General features: G+C 72.2%; 18 protein-coding genes. 11 read left to right on the plus strand and 7 right to left on the minus strand.

Annotation, left to right across the window (positions count from 1 at the left end; translation table 11 throughout):
* Positions 1-7 precede the first annotated feature (7 nt).
* From ACH4D5_RS02865 to ACH4D5_RS02910, 10 genes are all read left to right on the plus strand, one after another.
* Positions 8-919 carry a carbohydrate ABC transporter permease gene (locus tag ACH4D5_RS02865; protein ID WP_398297857.1) on the plus strand — a complete coding sequence of 304 codons (912 nt, stop codon included), beginning with the start codon at positions 8-10 and terminating at the stop codon, positions 917-919.
* A gap of 8 nt (positions 920-927) precedes the next feature.
* Positions 928-2193, plus strand: coding sequence for a 6-phospho-beta-glucosidase (locus ACH4D5_RS02870; RefSeq protein ID WP_398297859.1), 1266 nt, complete (start codon positions 928-930; stop codon positions 2191-2193).
* Positions 2184-3158 (plus strand): N-acetylglucosamine kinase, encoded by a 975-nt coding sequence (locus ACH4D5_RS02875; protein ID WP_398297861.1) that lies wholly within the window; start codon positions 2184-2186, stop codon positions 3156-3158. Before ACH4D5_RS02870 ends, ACH4D5_RS02875 begins: the two co-directional genes overlap by 10 nt.
* 216 nt (positions 3159-3374) lie before the next feature.
* Positions 3375-4898 carry a hypothetical protein gene (locus tag ACH4D5_RS02880; protein WP_398298509.1) on the plus strand — a complete coding sequence of 508 codons (1524 nt, stop codon included), beginning with the start codon at positions 3375-3377 and terminating at the stop codon, positions 4896-4898.
* Positions 4899-4960: 62 nt separating this feature from the next.
* Positions 4961-5977 (plus strand): glutamate ABC transporter substrate-binding protein, encoded by a 1017-nt coding sequence (locus ACH4D5_RS02885; RefSeq protein ID WP_398297863.1) that lies wholly within the window; start codon positions 4961-4963, stop codon positions 5975-5977.
* 107 nt (positions 5978-6084) lie between these two features.
* Entirely contained in the window at positions 6085-7404 is a 1320-nt protein-coding gene (locus ACH4D5_RS02890) for a hypothetical protein (RefSeq protein WP_398297865.1), read from the plus strand.
* Positions 7398-9926 carry a tetratricopeptide repeat protein gene (locus ACH4D5_RS02895; RefSeq protein WP_398298511.1) on the plus strand — a complete coding sequence of 843 codons (2529 nt, stop codon included), beginning with the start codon at positions 7398-7400 and terminating at the stop codon, positions 9924-9926. Before ACH4D5_RS02890 ends, ACH4D5_RS02895 begins: the two co-directional genes overlap by 7 nt.
* Positions 9927-9928: 2 nt before the next feature.
* The gene (locus tag ACH4D5_RS02900; protein WP_398297867.1) at positions 9929-11284 is read left to right on the plus strand and encodes a PP2C family protein-serine/threonine phosphatase; all 1356 of its coding nucleotides are present in this window, start codon (positions 9929-9931) and stop codon (positions 11282-11284) included.
* Between the two features lie 90 nt (positions 11285-11374).
* Entirely contained in the window at positions 11375-12730 is a 1356-nt protein-coding gene (locus ACH4D5_RS02905) for a VWA domain-containing protein (protein ID WP_398297869.1), read from the plus strand.
* Positions 12731-12843: 113 nt separating this feature from the next.
* Positions 12844-14340 (plus strand): FHA domain-containing protein, encoded by a 1497-nt coding sequence (locus tag ACH4D5_RS02910; protein ID WP_398297871.1) that lies wholly within the window; start codon positions 12844-12846, stop codon positions 14338-14340.
* Positions 14341-14382: 42 nt separating this feature from the next.
* Here the strand turns inward: ACH4D5_RS02910 and ACH4D5_RS02915 are convergent, their stop codons facing one another.
* Complete coding sequence (locus ACH4D5_RS02915) at positions 14383-15342, minus strand: methyltransferase domain-containing protein (RefSeq protein WP_398297873.1); 960 nt, start codon at positions 15340-15342, stop codon at positions 14383-14385.
* An 81-nt stretch (positions 15343-15423) separates the two neighbouring features.
* Here ACH4D5_RS02915 and ACH4D5_RS02920 point away from each other — a divergent pair, with 81 nt between their 5' ends.
* Positions 15424-15837 carry a globin gene (locus tag ACH4D5_RS02920; RefSeq protein ID WP_398297875.1) on the plus strand — a complete coding sequence of 138 codons (414 nt, stop codon included), beginning with the start codon at positions 15424-15426 and terminating at the stop codon, positions 15835-15837.
* A gap of 36 nt (positions 15838-15873) precedes the next feature.
* Here ACH4D5_RS02920 and ACH4D5_RS02925 read toward each other — a convergent pair whose 3' ends face one another.
* The 6 genes from ACH4D5_RS02925 to ACH4D5_RS02950 all read right to left on the minus strand — a co-directional run bounded on the left by ACH4D5_RS02925 (position 15874) and on the right by ACH4D5_RS02950 (position 22968).
* Entirely contained in the window at positions 15874-16560 is a 687-nt protein-coding gene (locus tag ACH4D5_RS02925; RefSeq protein WP_398297877.1) for a hypothetical protein, read from the minus strand.
* Entirely contained in the window at positions 16557-16997 is a 441-nt protein-coding gene (locus ACH4D5_RS02930) for an acyl-CoA thioesterase (protein WP_398297879.1), read from the minus strand. Before ACH4D5_RS02930 ends, ACH4D5_RS02925 begins: the two co-directional genes overlap by 4 nt.
* A 7-nt stretch (positions 16998-17004) precedes the next feature.
* Positions 17005-18669, minus strand: a complete 1665-nt coding sequence (gene ettA / locus ACH4D5_RS02935; RefSeq protein WP_398297881.1) for an energy-dependent translational throttle protein EttA — start codon at positions 18667-18669, stop codon at positions 17005-17007.
* A 112-nt stretch (positions 18670-18781) separates the two neighbouring features.
* Positions 18782-20194 carry a Cys-Gln thioester bond-forming surface protein gene (locus ACH4D5_RS02940; RefSeq protein ID WP_398297883.1) on the minus strand — a complete coding sequence of 471 codons (1413 nt, stop codon included), beginning with the start codon at positions 20192-20194 and terminating at the stop codon, positions 18782-18784.
* A 302-nt stretch (positions 20195-20496) separates the two neighbouring features.
* On the minus strand, positions 20497-20940 hold the full coding sequence (locus ACH4D5_RS02945) for a single-stranded DNA-binding protein (RefSeq protein ID WP_398297885.1): 444 nt from the start codon (positions 20938-20940) through the stop codon (positions 20497-20499).
* A 174-nt stretch (positions 20941-21114) separates the two neighbouring features.
* Entirely contained in the window at positions 21115-22968 is a 1854-nt protein-coding gene (locus ACH4D5_RS02950; protein WP_398297887.1) for a GTPase, read from the minus strand.
* Positions 22969-22971 lie beyond the last annotated feature (3 nt).

The following is a 22971-nucleotide window of genomic DNA, read 5'->3' on the forward strand; positions in this document are numbered from 1 at the left end:
GACTTCGATGACATCCACGACTCTCAGCGCGCCCGCGCCCGCGGCCGCCGAACGGACCGCCCCGAACCGGGGGCCCGCCGCCGCCCGCGCCCGCCGCAAGCGGATCCTGCACTGGATCGCCGTGCACAGCGTCGCGATAGCCGTCGCGCTGCTGTTCGTCCTGCCGTTCGTCTTCGTCTTCCTGACGTCGGTGATGAGCGACTCGCAGGCGATGAGCGGCGAGCTGTGGCCCGACTCCTGGCACTGGTCGAACTACAAGGCCGTGTTCGAGACGCCGGGCTTCCTCGACTGGTGGCGCAACTCGCTCATGTACGCGGGTCTCGGCACCCTCTTCACCGTCTGCTCGGCGATCCCCGTGGCGTACGCGCTCGCCAAGTTCCGCTTCCGCGGCCGGCGCACCGCGATGCTGCTCGTCATCTCCACGATGATGCTGCCGCCGCAGGTCATCGTGATCCCGATGTACCTGGTGTGGGCCCAGCAGTTCCACCTGTCGGGCACGCTGTGGCCGCTGATCATCCCGATGGCGTTCGGCGACGCCTACTCGATCTTCCTGCTGCGGCAGTTCCTCCTGACGATCCCCAAGGAGTACATCGAGTCGGCGAAGGTCGACGGGTGCGGTGAGTTCCGCACCCTGGTGAAGATCGTCGTGCCGATGGCCAAGCCCGGCATCGCCGCCATCGCCCTCTTCCAGTTCTTCTACTGCTGGAACGACTACTTCGGCCCGCAGATCTACGCGGCGCAGAACCCCGGCGCCTGGACGCTGAGCTACGGCCTGGAGTCGTTCAAGAGCGCCCACAGCGTCAACTGGAACATGACCATGGCGGCGACGCTGCTCGTCATGGCCCCCGTCATCATCGTCTTCTTCTTCGCACAAAAGGCCTTCGTCGAAGGCGTCACCCTCACCGGAGTAAAGGGCTGAGAACCGATATGAAGCTCGCAGTGGTCGGCGGAGGGTCGACCTACACACCCGAACTCATCGACGGATTCGCACGGTTGAGGGACACCCTGCCGATCGAGGAGCTCGTCCTCGTGGACCCGGCGGCCGACCGCCTGGAGCTGGTGGGCGGCCTCGCCCGGCGCATCTTCGCCAAGCAGGGCCACCCGGGCCGCATCGTCACCACGTCCGACGTGGACGCGGGCGTCGCGGACGCCGACGCGGTGCTGCTCCAGCTGCGCGTCGGCGGGCAGGCGGCGCGTCAGCAGGACGAGACCTGGCCGCTGGAGTGCGGCTGCGTCGGCCAGGAGACGACCGGCGCGGGCGGCCTGGCGAAGGCCCTGCGCACCGTCCCGGTGGTCCTGGACATCGCCGAGCGCGTACGGCGTACGAATCCGGACGCCTGGATCATCGACTTCACCAACCCCGTCGGCATCGTCACGCGGGCGCTGCTCCAGGCCGGGCACAAGGCCGTCGGCCTGTGCAACGTGGCGATCGGCTTCCAGCGCAAGTTCGCGAAGCTGCTCGGCGTCGCGCCGGGCGAGGTGCACCTCGACCACGTGGGGCTCAACCACCTGACGTGGGAGACAGGCGTACGTCTCGGAGGTCCCGGCGGCGAGGACATCCTGCCCAAGCTGCTCGCCGAGCACGGGGACGCGGTCGCCGAGGACCTGCGCATGCCGCGGGCGATCGTCGACCGGCTGGGCGTCGTGCCCTCGTACTACCTGCGCTACTACTACCAGCACGACGCCGTCGTCGACGAGCTGCGGACGAAGCCGTCGCGCGCCGCGGAAGTGGCGGCCATGGAGCGGCAGTTGCTGGAGATGTACGGCGACCCGGCGCTCGACGAGAAGCCGGAGCTGCTCGCCAAGCGCGGCGGCGCCTTCTACTCGGAGGCCGCCGTGGACCTGGCGGCCTCGCTGCTCGGCAACGGAGGCAGCCCCTACCAGGTGGTCAACACCGTCAACAACGGCACGCTGCCGTTCCTGCCGGACGACGCGGTCATCGAGGTGCAGGCCGCGGTGGACGGCACGGGCGCCAAACCGCTCGCCGTGCCGGAGCTCGACCCGCTGTACGCGGGGCTCGTCGCGAACGTCACCGCGTACGAGGACCTGGCGCTGCGGGCCGCGCTGCACGGCGGCCGCGAGCGCGTCTTCAAGGCGCTGCTCGCCCACCCGCTCGTCGGCCAGTACGCGTACGCCGAGCAGCTCACCGACAGCCTGATCGCGCACAACCGGGAGCACCTGGCGTGGGCGTAGGCACGAGCGTGCTCGCGATCGACGCGGGCAACAGCAAGACCGACGTGGCGGTGGTCGCGGCCGACGGGCGCGTCGTCGGCGCGGCCCGCGGCGGCGGGTTCCAGCCGCCGAAGGTCGGCGTCGAGACCGCAGTGGACGTGCTCGCGGACGCGGTGACGCAGGCGTTCGCCGAGGCCGGCGTCGACTCCGTGGGGCATGTGTCCGCGTGTCTCGCCAACGCCGATCTGCCGGTCGAGGAGCGGCAGTTGGGGGACGCGCTGCGGCGGCGCGGGTGGGGGTCCTCGGTCGACGTGCGCAACGACACCTTCGCCGTGCTGCGCGCCGGGCTCCTGGAGGACGCCGAGCCGCGCGGTGTCGCCGTGGTGTGCGGCGCGGGCATCAACTGCGTCGGCATGCTGCCGGACGGGCGCACCGCACGCTTCCCCGCCATCGGCCGCATCTCCGGCGACTGGGGCGGGGGCGGCGGCCTCGCCGAGGAGGCGCTGTGGCACGCCGCGCGCGCCGAGGACGGCCGCGGCCCGGCGACCGCGCTCCGCGAGACGCTGCCCGCGCACTTCGGCCTGGTCTCCATGTACGCGCTGATCGAGGCGCTGCACCTCGGCCACATCGCCCCGGTGCGCCGGCACGAGCTGACGCCGGTCCTGTTCGCCACCGCGGCGGCGGGCGACTCCGTGGCGCGGTCGCTGGTGGACCGGATGGCCGACGAGGTCGTGGCCATGGCGACCGTGGCCCTGGAGCGGCTCGGGCTGCTCGACGAGGAGGCGCCGGTGCTGCTCGGCGGCAGCGTCCTCGCCGCGCGCCATCCGCAACTGGACGGCCGGGTGCGGGCGTTGCTGACAGAACGGGCGCCCAAGTCGGTGCCCCAAGTGGTCGTCGCGCGTCCCGTGCTCGGCGCGGCGCTGCTGGGCCTCGACCGGGTGGGGGCCCCGCCCGAGGTGTACGCGCGCGTGCGGACGCATTACTAGCGGCGGGAACCGAACACCCCTCGATCTCGTGTTCCAAGGCAGGGGGTTCCGGGGCGGGGGCGGGGGGTTCCGAGGCGGGGATCCGCACAAGATCGAGTCAAGGCCTGTGCGGATGTCTGTCCCTGCGGCAATACTTGCGGCCGTGCACTTCTTCCCGCTCCGCGCGTGCCGGGCGGAGAGACCCGTCCGATGACCGAGGGGGAGGTCGAGGTCAAGGTGACACATCCGCCGAACGGCGGCGCGGTGCCGCCGGGCCCGCCCGGGCAGGCACCGACCGTGCCCGCGCAGGCACCGGGACGGCCCGCGCCGACGATGCCGACCGTGCCGCCACAGGCACCGGGCACGCCGCCCGCGCCCGGCATGCCGCCCGCGCCGCCCGCGGCCACCACCGCCGGCACCCCCGCGCGCCGCCGCACGGCGTGGTCCGAGGGCGTCGACCGGCTGCGCGCCGCCGCGACCACGGAACCGGGCAGGTTGCGCATCATCGGTGCCGTCCTGGCCCTGCTCGTCGTCGCGTTCGGGGCGGTCACCACCTGGCAGATGACGGAGCGCTCGGCCGCCGCGGACGACGTGCTGCACCGCAGCCAGCCGCTGAGTGCCGACGCCGCCGCCATCTACCGCTCGCTCGCGGACGCCAACACCGCGGCGTCCAGCGGCTTCCTCGCGGGCGGCCAGGAGCCCGCCGCCGTCCGCGCACGGTACGAGCGCGACATCGAGCGCGCCTCCGAGAAGCTGGCGACCGCCGCGTCGAACGCGGGCTCGGACTCGTCGTCCGCGGCCTCCGTCGGCAAGCTGAACAAGCTCCTCCCCGAGTACACGGGCCTGATCGAGCGCGCCCGCGCCAACAACCGCCAGGGCCTCCCGCTGGGCGGCGCCTATCTGCGGTACGCGAACGACAAGATGCAGACCCAGATGCTCCCGGCCGCCGAGAAGCTCTACAAGGCGGAGAACGCCCGGCTGAGCTCCGACTACGGAAACGCCAAGCCGTACCCCTGGTTCGCCATCGCCCTCGGCATCCTCGCGCTCGCCGCGCTCGGCTGGGCCCAGCACCGCAACTACCGCCGCACGAACCGGGTGTTCAACCACGGCCTGCTCGCCGCTACGGCGGCCGCGACCGTCGTGCTGCTCTGGCTCGTCGTCGGCCACACCGTCGCGCGCTCGGGCCTCAACGAGTCGTACGACGACGGCGTGCGCTCCCTGAACGTCCTGAACGACGCCCGCATCAGCTCCCTGAAGGCCCGGGGCAACGAGAACCTCACCCTGGTCAGCCGCGGCGCCGAGACCACCGAGGTGCGCGGCGAGTCGGAGGACAAGTTCGACGTCGCGTACCGCGCGCAGATGAAGCAGCTGGGCGGCGCCGACAGCGGACTGCTCGGCAGGGCGGCCGAGCTCGCCGACGACGACGCCGGGAAGAACCCGGTCGCCGAGGCCGCGGAGAACGTCGGCGTATGGAAGGACCGGCACAAGGTGGCCCGCTCCAGCGACGACTCCGGCGACTATCAGGGAGCCCTCGACAAGGTCATCGGCGCCAAGGCCGACAAGCCGACCGGCGAGTGCTTCGACAACGTGGACGCGGCCCTCGACCGGGCCCTGGCGCACGAGCAGCGCGAGTTCCAGCGGGCGGCACAGGACGGCAGGGGCGCCATGAGCGGCCTCGCGGTCGGCGCCGCCGTCCTCGCGGTCCTCGGCGCGGCGGGCGCCGTGCTCGGCATCGGCCGCAGGCTTTCGGAGTACCGGTGATGGAGCCAGAGGTGATGGAGCCAGAGGTGATGGGGCCAGAGGTGGCAGGGGGCGCGCGGACGATGCGGACACGACCCGGCACGGCGACGCCGCGCAGCACGGCCAGGCTGCGCGGCTGGGGCGGCGTGGGCGCGATGGGCCTCGCCTGCGCCCTGGCGGGATCGCTCGTCCTGGTCCTCCCGGACCGCGGCACCGGCGGGAACGGCGCGGACCGCGGAGGTCCCGGCACCACCGTGGCCGCGCCCGCGCGGGCCGATGCCGACGACTGCAACGACCGCAGCCTGCGCCCCTCGTCCAAGGACGGCCCGACGATCGACCGGATCAAGAACCGCGAGATCAAGAAGCTCGTCGTCGGCGTCGACCAGAACAGCTACCGCTGGGGCTACCGCGATCCGAACGGGGCGGGCGGCAAGCTCGAAGGCTTCGACATCGACCTCGCGCGGGAGATCGCCGAGGAGATCTTCGGAGACCGCGACGCCATCGTCTTCCGCGCCATACCCACCAACCAGCGCATCGAGGCGATCCGGAGCGGTCAGGTCGACATGGTCGTCCGCACGATGACGATCAACTGCGACCGCCTGAAGGACGTCGACTTCTCCACCGGGTACTTCGAGACGGGCCAGCAGGTCCTCGCCCCGAAGAAGCGGAAGGACATCACCGGCTACAACTCCTCGCTCGCCGGCAAGAAGATCTGCACCGCCTCCGGTTCCATCGCCGAGGAAGAGCTCAAGAAGAAGGACTTCGGCGCCGACATCTCCACCACGGTGCCCAACCAGCTCGACTGCCTCGTGCGGCTCCAGCTCGGCGAGGTGGACGCCGTGGTGACCGACAGCGCGCTCGCCGCGGGCCAGGCCGCGCAGGACCCGACGGTCGAGCTCAAGGGCGAGGAGCCGTTCACCACCGAGCACTACGGCGTGGCGATGAAGAAGGGCTCGGACGACCTGGTCCGCCGGGTCAACAAGGTCCTCGACGACTACCGCAAGGACACGAAGGACGGCTGGGAGAAGTCGTACGACAAGTGGCTGAAGGGCGGCCTCGGCAAGTCGCCGGGCCCGCCGGCCCCCGAGTACCGGGACTGACCCGGAGGACTGACCCGGAGCCGACAACCGACCTGGTACGACTGAAGAGTTACGACTCAAGAGTCACGATTGAAGAGTCACGGCAACGCACAGCGGAGAGGTGATCGATGAGCGTCACGGGACCCCCCGGTCCGGTGATGGACCGGGACGAGGTGGACCGTGCGCTGGCGCGGCTCGACGCCGAGCACGAGGCGATCGAGACCTCGCTCCTCGCCCTCCAGGACCACGCGGGCCGCCGCCTCCTCGAAGGCGCCAGGCTCACCGGCGTCACCGAGGAGCGCTGGGCGGCCACGGAGAACCGGATCACGCTCCTCTGGGCCTACTTCGACGCCTACGCGGGCGCCCTGCGCACGGCCCACGAGGTGCGCGAGCGCCGGCGCTGGCCCAGCAGGGACGACCTCGCCGAGCTGACCGAACTGCTGCGCGGCGAGTCCGTGACCGTCGCGGGCGGCACCTCGTCGGGCGCCTCCTCGTCGATCACCGGCCCCGCCAGGCTGACCGAGCGCTTCACGCTCGAAGAGCTCGTGACCCGGATGAACGACCTGTACGCGCACTCCCTCGACATGGTCGTCGCCGCCGACGCCGTGTGGTCCGCGCTGCCCGCCCGCATCGACCTGCTCGCCGCCGAGCTGGCCCGCACCCGCCAGCTCGCGCACTCCGTCGGCGTACGGCCGGGGGAGCACCCCTCGGGCGACGACCTGGAGCGGATCACCCGCACCCTGACCGCCCTGCGCGAGCAGGTGGTCTCCGACCCGCTGGCCTTCTGGGTGCCCGCGCAGGGCAGTTCGGCCCCTGGCGGCGGCCGTCCCGCGACCGACCGCTACGACCGCGAGGCACGCGCCCTGGAGGAGGTGCGCCGTGAGATCGACGCGGTGCTCACCGTCCGCCAGGACGCGGAGGCCCGCCTCGGCAAGCTGCGCGACGTGCTCTCCCGCGCGGACCGCACCCTCGCCGAGGCCCGCTCCGCGCGCGGGGAGGTCCTCGCGAAGATCGCCGCCTCCGAGGTGCCGGCCGTCAGCGGCCCGCCGACCGCCCTGCAGGAACAGCTGGCGACCGCCGCCGAGTACCGCAGGCACGGCCAGTGGCACCGTCTCTCCCCGCTCCTGGAGTCCCTGGAGCAGAAGGCCGAGGACGAGCTGATGCGCGCCCGTGAGTCGCTGGGCGCCGTCACGGCACCGCTCGCGGTCCGCGCCGAACTGCGCGGCCGCCTTGACGCGTACAAGGCGAAGGTCGCCCGGCACGGCCACGCCGAGGACCCGCTGCTCATCGAGCGGTACGACGCGGCGCGCCGGATGCTGTGGAGCGCGCCCTGCGACCTCCGCGTGGCGGAGCAGGCGGTCCTCCGCTATCAGCAGGCCGCCGCCGAAGTGCTCGCGCCGAGGGTCCCGCAGCAGGGCGGGCCCGCCGACCGGACGGGGGAATCGTGAGCCAGCGTCAGTGTCAGCGCCCCACATGCACCGGCAGCTACGACGACTTCGGCGGCGGTGAGCTGTACTGCGACACCTGCGGGCTCGCCCCGGTCGTCGCGCCGAACGGCATGGTCGGATCGACGCCGACCGGCATCACGGCGGGCGGCAAGGGGTCGCGGGGCAGCGGCAGTTCCAGCGCCCGCTCGTCCTCGCGGTCGTCCTCCAGGTCGTCCTCGCGCTCGTCCCGCTCGCAGTCCTCGCGCAGGTCGGTCTCGGGCCGGCTCTCGCGGTCCCTTTCGGGCGGTTCGACGTCCCGGTCGGTGTCGGTGCGCAGCTCCGGCTCGGCAGCCTCGTCCTCGGCCCGCGGGCGGCTCGGCGTCGGCCTGGTCACCGTGCCGGACGTGCCGCGTCCCGACCCGCGCGAGGCGGTGCAGAAGAACCCCGAGGTGCCCGAGCGGAAGCGATTCTGCTCCCGCTCCGACTGCGGTGCGCCGGTGGGCCGCGCCCGCGGCGAGCGGCCCGGCCGCACGGAGGGGTTCTGCACCAAGTGCGGCCACCCCTACTCCTTCGTGCCGAAGCTGAACACCGGCGACATCGTGCACGGCCAGTACGAGGTCGTCGGCTGCCTGGCGCACGGCGGCCTCGGCTGGGTCTATCTCGCCATCGACCGCGCGGTGTCCGACCGCTGGGTGGTCCTCAAGGGCCTCCTCGACACGGGCGACCAGGACGCGATGGCCGCGGCGATCTCCGAGCGCCGCTTCCTCGCCGAGATCGAGCACTCGAACATCGTCCGCATCTACAACTTCGTCGAGCACCTCGACCAGCGCACCGGCTCCATGGACGGCTACATCGTCATGGAGTACGTCGGCGGCAAGTCCCTCAAGGAGATCGCCAACAGCCGCCGCACACCGGACGGCAGACGCGATCCGCTGCCGGTCGAACAGGCGTGCGCGTACGGCATCGAGGCCCTCGAAGCCCTCGGTCATCTGCACAGCCGCAATCTGCTGTACTGCGACTTCAAGGTCGACAACGCCATCCAGACCGAGGGCCAGCTCAAGGTCATCGACATGGGCGCGGTCCGCAGGATGGACGACGACGAGTCCGCGATCTACGGCACGGTCGGGTATCAGGCCCCCGAAGTAGCCGAAGTGGGGCCCTCGGTGGCCTCCGACCTCTACACGGTGGCGCGTACGCTCGCGGTCCTGACCTTCGACTTCCAGGGCTATACGAACGTGTTCGTGGACTCCCTGCCCGACCCCGACAACATCGAGGTCTTCCGGAAGTACGAGTCCTTCTACCGCCTCCTGGTCCGCGCCACCGACCCGGACCCGGCCCGCCGCTTCGCCTCCGCGCAGGAGATGGCCGAGCAGCTGACGGGCGTCCTGCGGGAGGTCGTGGCGCTGCAGACGGGGCTGCCGCGGCCCGCGCTCTCCACGCTGTTCGGCCCCGAGGTGAAGGTCCCTGACACGGAGCTGTTCGCGGAGCTGACCGGGGAGGTGTCCCGGCTGGGCGCCCGCGCCGTCGCGGGGGCCCCGGGGGAGGCCGGCGGTGCGGGCGGCACCGGGATCGTGCGGGCCATCGACGCCACCGCGACCGCCCTCGCGCTGCCCGTCCCCCTCGTGGACCCGAACGACCCGAACGCCGGCTTCCTCGCCGGACTCATCGCCTCCGCGCCCGCCGAGCTGATCACCGCGCTGGGCGCGGCGCCCGCCGACTCCCTGGAGCTGCGGCTGCGCGGTCTGCGCGCCCGGCTCGCCATGGGTGAACTGGCGCCCGCCGCCCAGGCCCTCGCCGAGCTGGAGCTCCAGCACCCGGACGACTGGCGGGTGGTCTGGTACCGGGGCGTCGCGGCCCTCGCGACCGGTGACTTCGAGAGCGCGGCGCTCTCCTTCGACGCGGTCTACGACGCGTTCCCCGGCGAGCCCGCGCCGAAGCTGGCGCTCGGCGTCTGCGCGGAGGTCCTCGGCCAGCTGGACAACGCCGCGGAGTACTACCGCCTGGTGTGGACGACCGATCCCAGCTATGTCAGCGCCGCGTTCGGCCTGGCCCGGGTGCAGCTCGCCGCCGCCGACAGGGCCGGTGCCGTGCGCACTCTGGAGTCGGTGCCGGAGTCGTCCATCCACTACACCGCGGCCCGGGTCGCGGCGGTGCGGGCGCGGCTGCGGCAGAGGCTGGCGCCGGACACGGCGGCGGTCCCGTCGGACACCGCTCTGCTGGACGACTTGAGGGCGGCCGCGGGCCAGATCGAGGCGCTCGCCGGGTTCGGTCTCGACGCGGTGCGCAGGGAGCGTCTGTCGACCGAGGTTCTGGGGACGGCGCTCGACTGGGTACTCTCCGGTAGGCACTCTGGTCACGTCTCCGCACCACCGGCCGCCGCCGGGGCGCGGACCGTACTGCTCGGCAGCGACCTGGACGAGCGCGGACTCCGGTTCGGTCTGGAGCGTTCGTACCGGACGCTGGCCCGGCTCGCACAGGGTGGCGATGAGAGGATCGAACTGGTGGAACGGGCCAACCGTTTCCGCCCCCGGACGTGGGTGTGAGTATGTCGCAGATGCCCCAGCTGTCTGCCTGCCCCAGCTGTGAGGAGCCGCTGGAGTCGGGTGACCTGTTTTGCGGTGCGTGCGGGTTCGACCTGTCGGCGGTGCCACCGCGGCCGGACGTCTCCCCCAACGGATCCGCGCGGTCGGGGAGCGCCGTCCCGGACGGGGACCCGTCGGAGTGGCCCGACGCTCCGGAGGTCGACAGCTCCGACACGCCGGTGCCGACCCACCTCCCGACGGACCTGCGGGGCACCGACTCGGCGGGCGGCCAACTGCCCGCCGCCCCCGAGGCCGTGGACCCCGAGGCCGTGGCCCCGGAGCACCCCGACGGCCTGAGCGAGCCGGACGAGTACCCGCTGCCGGCCCCCGCCGCCGCGGGGACCGCGCCCGCGGCCGCCACCGACCCGCGTACGGACATGCCCGACCCCACGCCCCCCGCCGGCACCAAGCTCTGCGTGGCCTGCCGCTCGGGGCGGGTCGACCCGGACGGGTACTGCGAGAACTGCGGGCACGCCCAGCCGCGCGAGCGCGACCACATGGAGCAGGAGCTCGACGCGGTCGCCGCGGTCAGCGACCGCGGCCTGCGCCACCACCGCAACGAGGACGCCTTCGCGATCTCCGCGGCCGCGCTGTCCGACGGCTCCCCCGCCGTCGTCGCGATCGTCTGCGACGGCGTCTCCTCGGCGACCCGCCCGGACGAGGCCTCGCTCGCCGCCTCCCGCGCCGCCAACGAGTCGCTGCTCGCGGCGCTGCCTCGCGGCACCCACCCGCAGCAGGCGATGCACGAGGCGATCCTCGCCGCGGCCGACGCCGTCAACGCGCTCGCCGCCGAGCCCGCGTCGGCCCGCGAGCACAGCCCCCATCAGAACGCGCCTGCCTGCACGTTGGTCGGCGCGGTCGTCGCCAATGGCCTGCTCGTCGTCGGCTGGGTCGGCGACAGCCGCGCCTACTGGGTCCCTGACGACCGCAGCGGTCCCACCGTCCGCCTGACCGAGGACGACTCGTGGGCCGCGCAGATGGTCGCCGCGGGCCTGATGAACGAGGCCGAGGCCTACGCCGACGAGCGCGCGCACGCCATCACGGGCTGGCTCGGCGCCGACGCGTACGAACTGGAGCCGCACACCGCTTCCTTCAAGCCGGACCGTGCGGGTGTAGTGGTGGTGTGCACGGACGGGCTGTGGAACTACGCCGAAGCCGTCGAGGAGATGGCCGACGCGGTGCCCGCCGACGCCGCGGACCGGCCGCTGCACAGCGCCCAGGTGCTCGTCGGTCACGCGCTGGACGGCGGGGGCCACGACAACGTAACAGTGGCCGTCGTCCCGTTCCCGTACGTGCCGCAAGGGGCAGGATCGGCCTAGACAGAGGCAGGAGCGGCCCGGAGCCGGGCGGGGGGCCGTACCGGCTCGTGGGGCCGTGAGGTTTTTCAGGATCTGAGGGGGAGCAGTTCCATGGCCAATTTCTCGAAACCGAACGTGCCGCAGTTCTCGGTGGAGGTCTATCAGAACGAGTACCTCCCGGAGGGCGGCCGGGAGGTCAACGCCATCGCCACGGTCACGTCGACCGGTGGGGGGACGATCGGCTCGGCGGTGCGCGCACCGCACCTGTACGCGGCGGGGCGGAGCCCGGACGCCGCCGTGGCGATCATGGTCGACTGTTCCGGCTCGATGGACTACCCGCCGACGAAGATGCGGGGCGCGCGGGACGCGACGGCCGCCGCCATCGACGCGCTCCGCGACGGCGTGCACTTCGCGGTGATCGGCGGCACGCACATCGCCAAGGAGGTCTATCCGGGCGGCGGCCGCCTCGCGGTGGCGGGACCGCAGACCCGTGAACAGGCCAAGCAGGCGCTGCGCAGGCTGAGCGCGGGCGGTGGCACGGCGATCGGCACCTGGCTGCGCCTGGCCGACCGCCTCCTGGCCTCCGCCGACATCGCCCCGACCGCGGTCCGGCACGGCATCCTGCTCACCGACGGCCGCAACGAACACGAGTCGCCGGACGACCTCAAGGCCGCGCTCGACTCCTGCGCGGGCCGCTTCACCTGCGACGCCCGCGGCGTCGGCACGGACTGGGAGGTGAAGGAGGTCACAGGGATAGCCTCCGCGCTGCTCGGCACCGCCGACATCGTCGCCGATCCGGCCGGGCTCGCCGCCGACTTCACGCAGATGATGGAGACGGCGATGGGCAAGGAGGTCGCCGACGTCAGCCTGCGGCTGTGGACGCCGATGGGCGTGGAGATCAAGTTCGTCAAGCAAGTGGCGCCCCGGGTCGAGGAGTTGACGGACCGTCGCACAGAGGCGGGGCCGCGCGCCGGGGACTACCCCACGGGGTCCTGGGGCGACGAGTCCCGCGACTACCACATCTGTGTGCAGGTGCCGAGTGCCGAGCTGGGCCAGGAGATGCTCGCGGCCCGCGTCTCGCTGGTCGTGCCGCAGGGGGACGGCAGCGCGCAGACGCTGTCGCAGGGCCTCGTGCGGGCGGTGTGGACGGACGACATGGCGGCCTCCACCTCGATGAATCCGCAGGTCGCGCACTACACCGGCCAGGCCGAACTGGCGCAAGTCATCCAGCAGGGACTGGACGCCCGCAAATCGGGAGATGTCGACGGGGCGACGGCCAAACTGGGCCGCGCCGTCCAGCTCGCGAGCGCCTCGGGCAACGCCGATACGGCGAAACTGCTTTCGAAGGTGGTGGACGTCGTGGATGCCGCGGCAGGTACTGTTCGATTGAAGGCGAAGGTCGCCGAGGCCGACGAGATGACACTCGAGACACGGTCGACGAAAACTGTTCGCGTGAAGAAGCAGTAGCCGCTCGTGACAGAGCGGTAGCGCGGCGCTCCGGCGCCGCGGACGGTACAGAAGCAGCACAGACGCAGTACGTACGGCCCTCGGGCCGGAGAAGGAGAGGGGGAAGCGCCGACATGCCGACCTGCCCGAACGGACACCAGTCGGGTTCCGACGACTGGTGCGAGGTCTGCGGTCACCGCATGGCCGGTGCCGTACCGCCGCCTCCCCCGCCGCCGCCCCCGGCCGGGTACGGCTATCCCCCGCCGCCGCCCGGCCAGGACCCGGGCTTCCCGCAGCCCGCGCCGGGGCGCCCGCATCTGGCCGCCGTGCCGGATCCGGCTCCGGAGGGGCAGCTCTGCCCGCAGTGCCGCACGCCCCGCGAGGCGAACGCGCCGTTCTGCGAGGAGTGCCGCTGGAACTTCCTCACCAACACGGCGACGTCGTACACGCCTGCCGCGCCGAACCCGCCGCTGCCGGCCACGCACGGCGGTCCCGGCGGCGGTCCCGGGCGGGGTCCGGGCGCCGGCCCCGGGATGCCGCCGGGTCCGAACCCGCCGCAGCAGTTCCAGCAGCAGCCGCCGCCCGGGTACGAGTACCAGGGCTCGCGTCCCTCGCAGGTGAACCGGCCCGCGGAGCCGATCCCGCCGTTCGGCAACGGTGGCGGTCCTGGTGGTCCCGGCGGTCCCGGTGGCCCGGGTGGCGGCCAGCAGGGTCCGGGCCCCCAGGGCCCGGGTGGTCCCCAGGGTCCCGGTCCGCAGAATTCCGGTCCGCACGGGCCCGGCCCTCAGGGGCCTGGCCGGCAAGGACCTGGCCAGCAGGGACCCGGCCAGCAGGGCCAGGGTCCGCAGGGCCACGGTCAGCCGATCCCGGGTCAGCCCGGTCCGGGCCCGCAGGGGCACGGTCCGCAGAGCCACGGCCCCCAGGGTCACGGTCAGCCGGGCCAGCCCGGCCCGCAGCCCGGTCGGCCGGGTCAGGCACCCCCCGGTGCCCCCCAGGCGTTCCAGCAGCCGGGCCCGCCCGCGCCCCCCGCGTTCCCGCAGGAGGGCGGCCCGCAGGGCCCGCCCCCGCCGCCGCCCGGCCCCAGCGGCCCTTCCTTCGGCGGCGGAGACGACGACTGGGTGCTCTCGCCCCCGTCCTCGCCCCCGTCCCAGCAGGAGTCCTTCCCGCAGGAGCCCTTCCAGCAGGGCGCCGAGCAGCCGCAGGCTCCGCAGGCCGAGCAGGGTCCCGGCACCTGGACGGTGACGATCGGTCCCGACCGCGAGTACTTCATGGCGATGATGCAGCGCAGCGGCCCCGAGGCGTCGGGGCTGAACCTGCCCGCGTACTCGCCGGAGCAGCAGCGCCCGCTGGCCGGCAACCAGATCAGCATCGGCCGCCGTCGGCACTCCACGGGTGACACCCCGGACATCGACCTGTCGGTGCCGCCGGAGGACCCGGGCGTCTCGCACCAGCACGCGGTCCTGGTCCAGCAGCCCGACGGCAGCTGGGCGGTCGTCGACCAGAACTCGACGAACGGCACGACGGTCAACGGCGGCGAGGACCCGATCCAGCCGTTCGTCCCCGTCCCGCTCCAGGACGGCGATCAGGTGCACGTGGGCGCCTGGACGACGATCACGATCCGCCGGGACTGAGTCGAGGCTGGGGCGAGACCGAGGCGAGGCCGAGGCGAACCGTCAGAGAGGCCAGACGTACGGCCCTTCGGGGTCGTCAAGCCAGGCCCACTCGTACGCCCCGCTCACCGTGATCCCGAAGCGCTCGCGCACCGGCCGCCCCTCGCGCTGCCACAGCGCGAGCGCTTCGTGCGGATCGAGGCTGCCCGCGGTCAGTTCCAGAAGGAAGCGGAACAGCTCGTTCTGCAGCGCCTTGCGCGGCAGTCCGCCGATGTGCTGCTCCTGCGGGGCCCTCGCGCCGCCGCCGCGCAGCGGCACGAAGTACGCGGGGGTGTGCAGGAAACGCCCCTCGGCGTGCTCCGCGTCCCGCACGGTCAGCGCGATCAGACCGGTGGCAAGGGGTGCGAGGATGCGAGCACCGGGGCGGCACTGGGCGAGCCACTCCCTGGGCACCGAGCTGAGGGTGCAGGTGGCGATGATCCGGTCGTAGGGCGCGCGCTCGGGGCAGCCGGCCGCACCGTCGCCCGTCACCACGGCGGGGTGGTACCCGGCGGCCGCCAGATGCCGCCGCGCGGACTCCGTGATCTCCGGGTCGAGGTCGACGGTCGTGACGTGGTCGTCGCCGAGCCGGTGGGCGAGCAGCGCCGCGTTGTAGCCGGTGCCTGCGCCGATCTCCAGGACGCGGTCGCCTTCGCGTACGTCCAGTTCGACGAGCATCTTCGCCATCAGGGACGGCTGGCTGCTGGACGAGACGAGTTCCCCGTCGCGCACCCGGGTGGCGAGCGGGGCGTCCGCGTAGGCGCCGCGCAGCCAGCGGGTACGGCGTCGGTCGTCGGGGTCCTCGCCCCACAGCCGCTCGTATCCGCCGACGACGCCCAGGTAGTAGTAGGGCACGAACAGGTGCCGCGGCACGGCTCTGAACGCCTCCCGCCAGGCCGGGTCGTCCCGCCAGGCCCCGCTCGCCTCGATCTCGCGCACGAGGGCGGTCCGGGCCTCGGTGAGCAGCACAGGATCGGGTTCCATAGGTCCACTGTGCTGCGCCGTCGCCGTCGATGCGAGGCGATGGTCCTAAGCCTTCCGTCCTCGGCCGTCCCGTCTGAGACCATGGAACGCGTGAACGAGATCCCGCGCGGCACGCTTCAGGAGCAGACCTACTACGAACAGGTCGGCGGCGAGGAGACCTTCCGACGCCTGGTGCACCTCTTCTACCAGGGGGTCGCGGAGGACCCGCTGCTGCGACCGATGTACCCGGAGGAGGACCTGGGCCCGGCCGAGGAGCGCCTGGCGCTCTTCCTGATGCAGTACTGGGGCGGTCCCCGGACGTACAGCGACAACCGCGGCCACCCCCGGCTGCGCATGCGGCACGCGCCGTTCACGGTCGACAGGGCCGCGCACGACGCCTGGCTGAAGCACATGCGTGCGGCGGTGGACGAGCTCGGCCTCTCCGAGGAGCACGAGCGCACGCTCTGGAACTACCTGACGTACGCGGCGGCGTCCATGGTCAACTCCGAGGGCTGACCACCCCTTCAGACCGCCCCTCGGAGCGCCGCGAGGCTAGGCGGGTGTGACGGAGAGCCCCGAAGCACCCGCCCGGCGCACCGCGACGGATCCGTAGGCCGTACGCAACCGCAGCCACGCCCCGGCCGACAGCAGTGTCAGCGCTTCTCCGCGCAGGAATCCCAGGGTCTGCGCCGCGTGCGCGGCCCGTACGGGCAGCTCGGTGTCGCCGACGGGCCGGGACCAGATCTCCCGCCCGAGCCGGTCGAGCTCGGCCCGCACCCGCCGCTCGGCGGGCAATTCCTCGACGCGGGCCCGGAATTCGGCCACGGCCTGCTTGACCAGGGACCGCACCGCGTCCGGAGCCGGAAGTCCCGGCTCCGGCCGCCAGCCGCCGCGCGGCGGCAGCACGCCCGCCCACGGCGGCCCGGTGACGGCCTCCGGGACATCGGCGACCCCCGCGCTCTCCAGGGACTCCGCCGACTCACCGACGCACTCCAGGAACTCACCGGCCGAGACGGTGACGTCCAGCGCGGTGTCGATCCCGTGTTCGTACGGCTTGGCGAGCCGCGCCGTCCGGACGACGAGCACCTCGAACGACGGCGGCCGCCCGAACACGGCGAGCGTGTCCCCGGCGGCCTGCAGCCGTACGGCGGCTGCCTTGTCGTAGTGGATCAGCCTGGCCAGGAAGGCGGCGAGGTCCGCCGCCTCCCCGGCATCGGCGAAGTGGAGCCGCGAGGTCATGCGGCGAGCGCCCCCGAGCCACTGTCGGCACTGTCGTCGACGTACTCCTGGAGGAACGACCTCTCCTCGGCGGTGATCCGCCGCGGCCGCTGCGCCTCCAGGTCGAACGGCACGACCACGGTCGAGGCCCGCACATACACCTGGTCCGCGTCCTTGATCTCGTACGCGATGGTCAGCGAAGCGGCACCGATCTTCGTCACCCACGACTCGACGGTGACCGGCTCGTGCCGGTGCACCAACGGCCGTACGTAGTCGATCTCGTGCCGGGCCACGACCGACCCGCCGGAGAACGACGGCGACCCGTCACCGGGCGCGAGCCGGAACATGAAGTCGATGCGCGCCTCTTCCAGATACCGCAGGAAGACGACGTTGTTGACGTGCCCGAAGGCATCCATGTCCGACCAGCGCAGCGGGCACTGGTATATGTGTCGAGCCACAGCCGCCTCAGCCTCGCGTGAGCTTCTTGTAGGTGGCGCGGTGCGGACGGGCCGCATCGGCGCCCAGGCGCTCGATCTTGTTCTTCTCGTACGACTCGAAGTTGCCCTCGAACCAGTACCACTTGGAGTCGCCCTCGTACGCCAGGATGTGCGTGGCGACCCGGTCGAGGAACCACCGGTCGTGGGAGATCACGACAGCGGCACCCGGGAACTCCAGGAGCGCGTTCTCCAGCGAGGAGAGGGTCTCGACGTCCAGGTCGTTCGTCGGCTCGTCGAGGAGGAGGAGGTTGCCGCCCTCCTTGAGGGTCAGCGCCAGGTTGAGGCGGTTGCGCTCACCACCGGAGAGCACGCCGGCCGGCTTCTGCTGGTCCGGCCCCTTGAACCCGAAGGCGGAGACGTACGCCCGCGAGGGCATCTCGACCTGGCCGACGTTGATGTAGTCGAGCTCGTCGGAGACGACGGCCCACAGCGTCTTCTTCGGGTCGATGTTGGCGCGGCCCTGGTCGACGTAGCTGACCTTGACCGTCTCACCGATCTTGATCTTGCCGGAGTCGGGCTGCTCGAGGCCCTGGATCATCTTGAACAGCGTGGTCTTGCCCGCGCCGTTCGGACCGATGATGCCGACGATGCCGTTGCGCGGCAGCGTGAAGCTCAGGTCGTCGATGAGGACCTTGTCGCCGAAGGCCTTGGAGAGGTTCTCGACCTCGACGACGATGCTGCCGAGACGCGGGCCCGGCGGGATCTGGATCTCCTCGAAGTCCAGCTTCCGCATCTTGTCCGCCTCGGCGGCCATCTCCTCGTAGCGCGCCAGACGCGCCTTGGACTTGGCCTGGCGCCCCTTGGCGTTGGACCGCACCCACTCGAGCTCTTCCTTGAGCCGCTTGGCGCGCTTGGCGTCCTTCTGGCCCTCGACCTTGAGGCGGGACTGCTTCTTCTCCAGGTACGTGGAGTAGTTGCCCTCGTACGGGTGGGCGCGGCCGCGGTCGAGCTCCAGGATCCACTCGGCGACGTTGTCCAGGAAGTACCGGTCGTGGGTGACCGCGACGACGGCGCCGGCGTACTTGGAGAGGTGCTGCTCCAGCCAGTTCACCGACTCGGCGTCGAGGTGGTTGGTGGGCTCGTCGAGGAGGAGCAGGTCGGGCGCCTCGATGAGGAGCTTGCAGAGCGCGACACGGCGCTTCTCGCCACCGGAGAGGGTGGTGACGGGCCAGTCGCCGGGCGGGCAGCCGAGCGCGTCCATGGCCTGCTCGAGCTGGGCGTCCAGGTCCCACGCGTTGGCGTGGTCCAGGTCCTCCTGGAGCTTGCCCATCTCCTCCATGAGCTCGTCGGAGTAGTCGGTCGCCATGAGCTCCGCGACCTCGTTGAAGCGCTTGAGCTTGCCCATGATCTCGGCGGCGCCGTCCTGGACGTTCTCCAGGACGGTCTTCGACTCGTCGAGCTGCGGCTCCTGCATGAGGATGCCGACGGTGTACCCCGGCGAGAGGAACGCGTCACCGTTCGACGGCTGCTCCAGACCGGCCATGATCTTCAGCACCGTGGACTTACCGGCGCCGTTGGGGCCCACGACACCGATCTTCGCGCCAGGAAGGAAGCTCAAGGTGACATCGTCGAGGATCACCTTGTCGCCGTGCGCCTTGCGCGTCTTGCGCATGGTGTAGATGTACTCAGCCAAGAGAAACCGTCCGGCAATCAGTGAGTGGGCAGATACACCCCATCTTGCCTGACGGCCACCCCCCGGCGGAAACCGGATGGTTGTCCGCCGGGACTACGGGACCACCGGCGCCTCACTCCTCCGTCGAGGTGGAGGTGTCCGCAGCCTGGGCCGGGGCGTCCTTCTTGCGCAGGAAGAAGACCGCGGCGCCGCCGAGCACGATGAACGTCACGGCGATGCCGAGGATCATCGGGGTGTTGCTGGAGCTGCCGGTCTCTGCCAGGTCGCCGCCGCCGTAGGTGCCGCCCGCGGAGGCGGGGCTCGGCTCGGAGACGGGCTGGGCCTTGCTGTCTATCGTGTCGCCGGCCGTCCGGCAGTCGAGCACGCCCTTGAAGCGGTTCTCGACGCCGTTCGGCCCCTTGATCGTGAAGTCGTAGGGCTGGTCCTCCTGCAGCGGGATCGTCACGGTCTGTGAGGAGCCCGCCTTGATCGTGTGCTTGAAGCCCATCAGGCGGAAGGTGAAGGGCTTGTCGCCCTTGTTGACCGCGGTGATGTCGATGCCGCTCTCGGCGCAGTTCTTCTCGGCGGAGAGCGCGGGGAGCGCCCCCTCGGCGGCCCAGTCGGCGGTCGCCGTCGCGGACACCGTCGACTCGCTGGAGCCCGCGAGTATCTGTGTCTGGCTCCTGGTCTCGGAGGCGAAGGCCCGGCCGACCGGCACGGTGGTCGACGCCTGCACGGAGAGTGCGGCCGAACCGTCCGGCGCGCCCTTCGGCACGTCGAAGTAGAGACGGCTGCCGTCGCCCGCGGACTGCACGGCCTTGCCGTTCTTCCCGACGACCTTCACACCGCTCGCCGCGGAGTCCGCGGGCTGCGTCACCGTCACCGACTCGGCGTCGGTCCGCACGGTGACCGGACCGAGCCGCTCCCCCGCACGGCCCGACACGGCGGGCGGCTCCAGCGTCAGCGACGCCTTGGGTTCCGCGCTGCCGCGCGCGCTCTTGTACAGATAGTCGGCGAGTTTCTCCGCCTTCGGGTCGAGGGCGTCGACCTCGGCGCCGTCGGAGTACCGCCAGATCGCCACCTGGGTGCCGGCCGCGGCGGTCTGCTCGGTGAGGGAGCCCACGCCCGCCTTGCGGGCCAGCGCCGCGAGGTCGTTCACCTGCGGGTAGGAGTGCTGCAGGATCCAGCGGATCTTGCCCGCGTCACGGTTGCCGTTCAGCGAGGTGCCGCTCCAGGGGGTCTCCTCGTACTTGGCGTCCTTCTGCGTGGGGTTCAGGATGTCGATGCAGTACGTCTTCAGGGTGCCGCCGCCCTCCACGGACATCTCGAAGAGTCCGGCGGGCACCTGCTGCGAGCTGCCGTTGTCACGGATGATCGCCTGGTCGTACGTCTGCAGCCCGCCCAGCGTCGCGATCGCGCCGCCCCGGTGCTGTGGCGCCTCTTCCGCCGCGGCCGGGCCCGCGAGGGTTACTCCGCCCGCCACGGCCAGACCCGCCGACACGGTCACCGCGGCGAGCCGGGCGGCACCTCGGCTACGTATGGACAACGCAGAAAACACTGAATTCCCCTCCGGGCGGGACCCGTTCACAACGTGGGGGGTGGTCCCGCCAGCAGACTGAAAGGGGCAGGAACGCCTGCCACCTGCATGGCATCTCCTGCCAACTGCCCCGTGAGCTACGTCCGGCATCCTAAGGAAGCAGCGCATCACGAGCCCCACGCATCTCATCGGACAGCGGATCCGACTCGGAATCGTTATCCCCAACAACCGCTCCGAGCTGGGCTTATCGACAAATCAACGGCATTGATTCGCCGATATGCCGCACTTCGGTCCACTTGCCTGATGGGCCGTCACCCCACGGGCGTCGGCTCCTTGTCCCGCTCCCCGGCGGCGCTTTCCTCCCGTCCTGCCGTCGGCTCCGTCAGCGCCGGATTGGCCCTGCCCACGCGGCGGAACGCGGCGGTGCCGCGCGACAGGTCGTGTCCGACGGCCACCGCCTCGATGTCCGCGGACGTCCAGTGCTGCCCGCCCCGCTCCTCGTCGCGGACCTTCAACCGGCCCTGAACGATGACCGGTTCACCCACGGACACCGATCCCTGCACGTTCGTACCGAGAGCCCGCCAGGCCCAGACCGTGAAGAAATTGGTGTGCCCGTCGTTCCACGTGTTCTTCGCGGCGTCGTAGTACCGCGACGTCACCGCGAGCCGGAATCGCGCCACCGGTCCCGACGGCAGCTCCCGGTACACCGGAGTCGTCGCCACGTTCCCCACCACCGTCACCAAGGTCTCGTTCATCGTCGAACCTCTCCCCCGCTCGTCCGTGTCCGCCGCCGCGCTCTCACGGCCGCGATCTCAGACTGCACCGGTCGCGCCGATCCCGCTGAGCCCTGTGGGCAACCATCCGGTTGTGGAAAACTCCGTCACCCCATCGGGGCATCCGTCAGGCCACTGGGGTGAGCACGTGGTCCGTCAGGCCATCGCGGAGCGCCCTCCCGTCACCCGCACGTACTGCTCCCTGACCTCGCGATACCGCAGCAGCTCCGCCGCCACCGGATCGAGGACCCTCGCCCGCCCGCACCCGGCGGCCGCGTCCCGCAGCCGCCGTTCCGCCTCGTAGCCGTACCGGCGCGCGGGCCCCCGCGCCGCCATCCGGCTCAGCCACTCCACGCACGGGCCGCCCACGATCCCCGCCAGCATCAGCAGCACCGGCACGCCCAGGTTCGGCGTGGCGATCCCGATGATCTGCCCCACAAGCCAGAGCCCGCCCACGATCTGGAGCAGCGTCATCGCCGCCTGGGCGAGGACCGCGACCGGCCACCAGCCGGGTCGCGGCGGCCGCCCGGTCGGCACGCCCGCCGTCACCGCCAGCTCGTCGAGCGCCTCCGGCAGCCCTTCGGCGCCGCGCACCGCCGCCTCCCGCACCGCCTGGCCCCAGGGCGCGGGCAGGCCCGTCGCCGCCTGATCGGCGACCGTGCGCACGGCCTGCTCCACACGCTGACGTGCCGTCACCTCCTCGTCGGCGGGGACGTGGGTGGTCTGCGTCGGGACGCCCTGCGGGGAGCGCCGGGCCTCGTACAGGCGCCACAGCCGCAGCCAGGGGTCGCCGCACGCCTTGCCCGCGTGCCTGCGCCAGGCGCGCTCCGCCGCTTCCCCGGCGGCGGTCGCGCCGACCGCGTCCGCGAGCCGGTCGGCGAACTCCTCGCGCGCCTCCTCGCTGAGCCCGATCCGCCCGCGGTTCCGGCCGCCGCGCGCCCCCGAGACGTACACCGGACGCAACCGTTCCGCGGCGGCGTCCAGGTCCGCGGAGATGCGGCGGGCCGCCGCGCCACGCTCCTGGGTGAACTGGCCGAGCGTCTCGCGCAGTTCGCCCATTCCCTCGCCGGTCAGCGCGGAGATCGCGAGCACTGTGGCGCCCGGTTCCCCGTGCTCGCCGAGCGCGACGCCGTCCTCGTCGAGGAGCCGCCGCAGATCGTCGAGGACCTGGTCGGCGGCGTCCCCGGGGAGCCGGTCGATCTGGTTGAGCACGACGAAGGTGACTTCGGCGTGCCCGGCCATGGGCCGCAGATAGCGTTCGTGGAGCATCGCGTCGGCGTACTTCTCGGGGTCGACGACCCAGATGACGGCGTCGACGAGGGCCAGGATGCGGTCGACCTGCTCACGGTGCTCGCCGACCGCCGAGTCGTGGTCGGGCAGGTCGATGAGTACGAGCCCCTGGAGCTCGTCGGCACCGGGTCCCTGGAGCGGCCGGCGGCGCAGGCGCCCGGGGATTCCCAGCCGGTCGAGGAGCCCCGCCGCACCGTCCGTCCAGCTGCACCCGATGGGTGCGGCCGTGGTGGGCCTGCGCACGCCGGTGTCGGAGATCATCACTCCGGCGAGTGAGTTGAAGAGCGTGGACTTGCCGCTTCCGGTGGCGCCCGCGATGGCGACGACGGTGTGCCGTTCGGAGAGTCTGCGCCGGGCGGCCGCCTCGTCCAGGATCCGGCCGGCCTCGGCGAGCGTGCCGCTGTCGAGGCGGGTGCGGGAGAGCCCGACGAGTTCGCGGAGCGCGTCGAGCCGGGCGCGCAGGGGTCCTTCGTAAGAAGTGGGGCTGCCGGACGGGGCGTACGAGCGGGTTCCCGTGTCCGCGCCGGTACTGGCACCGCTGTGCGTGCCCGTGCGCGAGCCCCGCGGGCCGCCCGCGACGCGCCGCGCGATCAGCCCGTCGTCCCAGGCCCTTTCACGCTCGCTGCCGCCGCCGGGGGACTCCTTGCGCCTCTCGTGGTCGGTCCGGTCGCTGTGGTCGGGGTGATCGGCGCGGTCGGCGTGATCAGTGACGGCGGTCACCGC

It is taken from the genome of Streptomyces sp. NPDC018029, from assembly GCF_044327655.1.
Lineage (GTDB): Bacteria > Actinomycetota > Actinomycetes > Streptomycetales > Streptomycetaceae > Streptomyces.